This is a genomic window from Geminisphaera colitermitum TAV2, assembly GCF_000171235.2.
Classification (GTDB): Bacteria; Verrucomicrobiota; Verrucomicrobiia; order Opitutales; family Opitutaceae; genus Geminisphaera; species Geminisphaera colitermitum.
Genome location: NZ_ABEA03000139.1, coordinates 1 through 4,352 on the forward strand (window position 1 = coordinate 1; position 4,352 = coordinate 4,352).

3 protein-coding genes are annotated in these 4,352 nt (G+C 62.7%); 2 read left to right on the forward strand and 1 reads right to left on the reverse strand.

Annotation, left to right across the window (positions count from 1 at the left end; all coding sequences use genetic code 11):
• On the reverse strand, window positions 1-498 hold a 498-nt coding region (locus OBACDRAFT_RS16265), incomplete at its 3' end, for an NAD-dependent epimerase/dehydratase family protein (RefSeq protein WP_157837138.1).
• A gap of 284 nt (window positions 499-782) precedes the next feature.
• On the opposite strand from OBACDRAFT_RS16265, the gene alaS reads away from it, so the two are divergent.
• Together alaS and OBACDRAFT_RS16275 are read left to right on the forward strand one after the other, a co-directional pair.
• Window positions 783-3,725: an alanine--tRNA ligase gene (gene alaS / locus OBACDRAFT_RS29975; protein ID WP_043587446.1), complete on the forward strand. Its 2,943-nt coding sequence runs from the start codon at window positions 783-785 to the stop codon at window positions 3,723-3,725.
• Window positions 3,726-3,815: 90 nt separating this feature from the next.
• A partial coding sequence (locus OBACDRAFT_RS16275) for an LptA/OstA family protein (RefSeq protein ID WP_043587448.1) occupies window positions 3,816-4,352 on the forward strand: 537 nt, incomplete at its 3' end.

The following is a 4,352-nucleotide window of genomic DNA, read 5'->3' on the forward strand; positions in this document are numbered from 1 at the left end:
ATTCAGCATTTGTCCATTCGCCGCCAGCACCTCGCGCTCCGCAATCGCCTTGGTCAGCGGATACGGACTCGGACACCTCACCGTCAACGGCAGCCCTTCGTCCGCCCCCGCCAGATTTTCCCCATTATAAACCACGCTCGGCGTGCTCGTATAAACCAACCGCCGCACCCCATGCATCCGACACCCCGCGATCAACGCCCGTGTCCCCTCCACATTTGCCCGATAAAAATCCCGATAACGCCCCCACATCCCCACTCGCGCCGCCACATGGAAAACCGTTTTCACCCCCCGGCACGCCTCCTCCAACGCCGCCCCATCCTCCAGCGCCACCTGCACAAACCGCACCCCGCGCTCCACCAAATCCGGCGCCGGCCTCCGCGCCAGCACCACCACCTCGCGCCCCTGCCCCAGCAACCGCTCCACCAATCGCCGTCCCAAAAACCCCGTCCCCCCCGTCACCAACACGGCGCCCGTCAATGTATCTTCAGGTAACTTCATTCGATGTTCAGTGTTCAACGTTCAGGAAACGCCTAAAAGAGGGCTTTTGAACAGAAGGAAACAAAGAGAACGAAGATATGAACCAAGAGACGATTAGCTGATGTTACCTATATCTGGAAAGTGGCGCGGGCGTCCCGCCCGCATCTGAGGAAGGTGCCTCCCAGCCCTGTCTCAGGGCGGCACTCCGCGCCACCATGCTCCGCGTGACATCAGCAAAAAGAAAACCCCGCTCGCCAAGCTACGTTTCGCTCCTCTAGCATTTTTCCCTTTTTCAACTTTCCACCATGACCTCCGCCGAGATCCGCCAGTCCTTCCTCGATTACTTTGCCAAGCAAGGCCACACCATCGTGCCCTCGGCCTCCCTCCTGCCCGACTACCCCGGCCTCCTCTTCACCAACGCCGGCATGAACCAATTCGTGCCCATCTTCCTCGGTGATCGCGCCCCCGACGTTTCCCACTGGGCCGGCGTCCGTCCCGCCAAGGACACCCGCGCTGCCGACACCCAGAAATGCATCCGCGCCGGTGGCAAACACAACGACCTCGAAGACGTCGGCTACGACACCTACCACCACACGATGTTCGAGATGCTCGGCAACTGGTCCTTCGGCGACTATTTCAAGCGCGAATCCCTCACCTGGGGCTGGGAACTCCTGACCAAAGTCTGGGGCATTCCCGCCAAACGCCTCTTTGCCACCGTTTACGCGCCCGACAAAACCAAAGGCGACCCCGCCGAATTTGACCACGAAGCCGCCGCCATCTGGACCGACCTCTTCCGCGCCGCCGGTCTCGACCCCGCCGTCCACATCGTCCACGGCAACAAAAAGGACAACTTCTGGATGATGGGCGACACCGGCCCCTGCGGCCCCTGCTCCGAAATCCATTTCAACCTGCTCCCCTCCGACGACGAAGCCGCCGGGCGCGCCCTCGTCAACTCGTCCAGCCCCCGCTGCATCGAAATCTGGAACCACGTTTTTATCCAGTTCAACGCCAACGCCGACGGCACCTTCGCCCCCCTTGCCGCCAAACACGTTGACACCGGCATGGGCTTTGAACGCGTTGCCGGCATCCACGCCACCACGCACGGCTTTAAAGACTTCTCCCGCGAACCCTCCAACTACAACGCCGACGTCTTCACGCCCCTCTTCGCCAAAGTCGCCGAACTCTCCGGCAAGACCTACCGCGAGACCGTCCCCGCCACCGACGCCGACCGCAAAAATCTCACCGAACAAGAACGCACCGACATCGCCTTCCGCGTCCTTGCCGACCACGCCCGCACCGTCTCCTGCGCCATTGCCGACGGCATCCACCCCGGCAACGAAGGTCGCAATTACGTCATCCGCCGCATCCTCCGCCGCGGCATCCTCTACGGCAACAAGCTCGGCCTCAAAACCGGCTTCTTCGAACAACTCGTCGCCCCCGTCGTCGAGTCGCTCGGTCCCGTTTTCCCCGAACTCGTCGCGCAGCAGGACATCATCCGCCGCGTCATCCGCAGCGAGGAAGAGAGTTTCGGCAGAGCCCTCAACAAAGGCCTAGAGGAATTTCAACGAGCACTTGCTCGTAGCGCAATTAACTTTGGTATTACGCATTGTGATTGGCAACAAATCAGCCTTAGCGATCTTGTTGAAGAGGCCACTAGAACGGCAAATGATCCTTTTATTCGTTTTCCTACTTATCAGCAATATCCAGCGCGACACCCTATCTCTCGTGATGAATTGATGAGAGATCCAAACTCAATGCCTTGGAATGAACTTTCCAATAAGCAGTTTATGGTGTCTGGAAAAATTGTCTTTGAACTCTACGACACTTACGGATTCCCGCTCGACATGACGCAACTCCTCGCGTCCGAACGCGGCCTAACTGTCGATACCAACGAGTTCGAGCGACTCATGGAAGAGCAGCGCAATCGCGGCCGCGCCTCCACCAAGAAGGAAATCATCACCGCCGCCACTGAAGGCTCCGACGCCGCCACCACCGCGACCCTCTTCACCGGCTACGACCCCGCCGCCCTCACCGCCGCGCCCGCGCAACTCATCGACATCGTCCACATCAAGGACGCCACCTATCTCGTCTTTGACCACACCCCCTTCTACGCCGAAATGGGCGGCCAGCTTGGCGACGCCGGCACCGTCATCATTGGCGACGCCGCGCTCACCATCACCGACACCATCAAAGACAAAACCGGGCGCCACCTCCACCGCCTCTCCGACGTATCCACCAAAGCACTACCAGCAGGCAACTGCAACGCCGTCGCCACGCTCTCCGTTGACCTGGACCGCCGCCGCGCCATCCAGCGCCACCACACCGCCACGCACCTCCTTCACTGGGCCCTCCGCCAAGTCGTCGGCACGCACCTCCGCCAGGCCGGATCGCTCAACGCCACCGACCGCCTCCGCTTCGACTTCTCGCACTTTGAAGCCGTCCCCCCCGACGCCCTCCGCAAGATCGAAACCCTCGTCAACACCCACATCCTCGAAAACGCCCCCGTCCAATCCTACGAGACCGACTTCGACCAAAAACCCGAAGGCACCCTCGCCTTCTTCGGCGAGAAATACGGCAAACGCGTCCGCGTCGTGGACATCGGCGGCTACAGCCGCGAACTCTGCGGCGGCACCCACGTCGCCACGACGGGCGAGATCGGCTACTTCAAAATCATCAGTGAAGGCGCCATAGCCGCCGGCACCCGCCGCATCGAAGCCCTGGCCGGAGCCGCTGCCCACGCCCATGCCGCGCAACAAGAAACCCGCCTCGCCGCCGCCGCCGAATTGATCGGCGCCACGCCCGCGCAGTTCGACCAGAAACTCGCCCACCTCGTCGCGCAAAAAGCCGAACTGGAGAAAAAACTCACGGCCATCGAAGCCCGCGCCGCCTCCACCCTCGCCGCCGACCTCGCCGCCAAAGCCGTTGAAAAACCCGACGGCACGAAGTGGGTTGACGCCATCGTCGAAGTCGAAACCCCCGAAGCCCTCCGTCACATCGGCTCTCAAATCCAAGGGCACCTCGCGCCTGCCCCTGCCGTCATCCGCCTTGCCACGATCACCGCGCCCGACAAAGCCAGCCTCGCCGTTTTTGCGAATCCCCCCGCGAACAAACTCGGACACCAAGCCGGCGCGCTCGTCCGCGACCTCTGCCAGCAGATCGACGGCAAAGGCGGCGGCAAACCCGACTTCGCCATGGGCGGCGGCAAAAACACCGCCAAACTCCGCACCCTCCTAAGTCCCACTCCCTAAGTCCCGCGTCCCGAGTCCCGCGTCCCGAGTCCTGCGTCCTCCCGAATGCGGGCTTGCCCGCGACACGCCCGCCGTTTTGCTCGCCCGACTGTGACCCTCCGCCTCTCCTCCCGCTTCATCAAGACCCTTGTCGCGCTCCTGCTTGCCGCTCACGCCGCGCCCCCCGCAGCCCACGCCGCCTCCATGCCCCAGCTCACGGCCGACCACACCATGGTCACCACCTCCGACGGCGCGCGCTTCGTCGGCAACGCCCGCCTCGAACAAGACGACATCACCCTCACCGCCGACGAAATCATCTACCAACCCAAGACCCACACCGCCACCGCCCGCGGCCACGTCACATTCACCCGACTCAAAGCCCGCCTCCTCGCCGAAGAAGCCACCTACAACGTCGAGACCAAAGAATTTAACATCACCCACCTCCGCGCCGGCCAATTCCCCCTCTACATCAGCGGCGACCAAGCCACCGGCACCACCAGCCACCTCACCGTCACCAACGCCCACCTCCATTACGGCGAACCCGACGCCCTCTCCCCCACCCTCAGCACCACCACCCTCACCATCGACCAGGACACCCGCCGACTCACCGCCGGCTCCGGCCGCATCGGCCTCGGCACCGACACCGCC

Bases quoted from the DNA above. Each gene is read 5' to 3' on its own strand.
- alaS (WP_043587446.1), top strand. From the start codon at position 783: ATGACCTCCGCCGAGATCCGCCAGTCCTTCCTCGATTACTTTGCCAAG.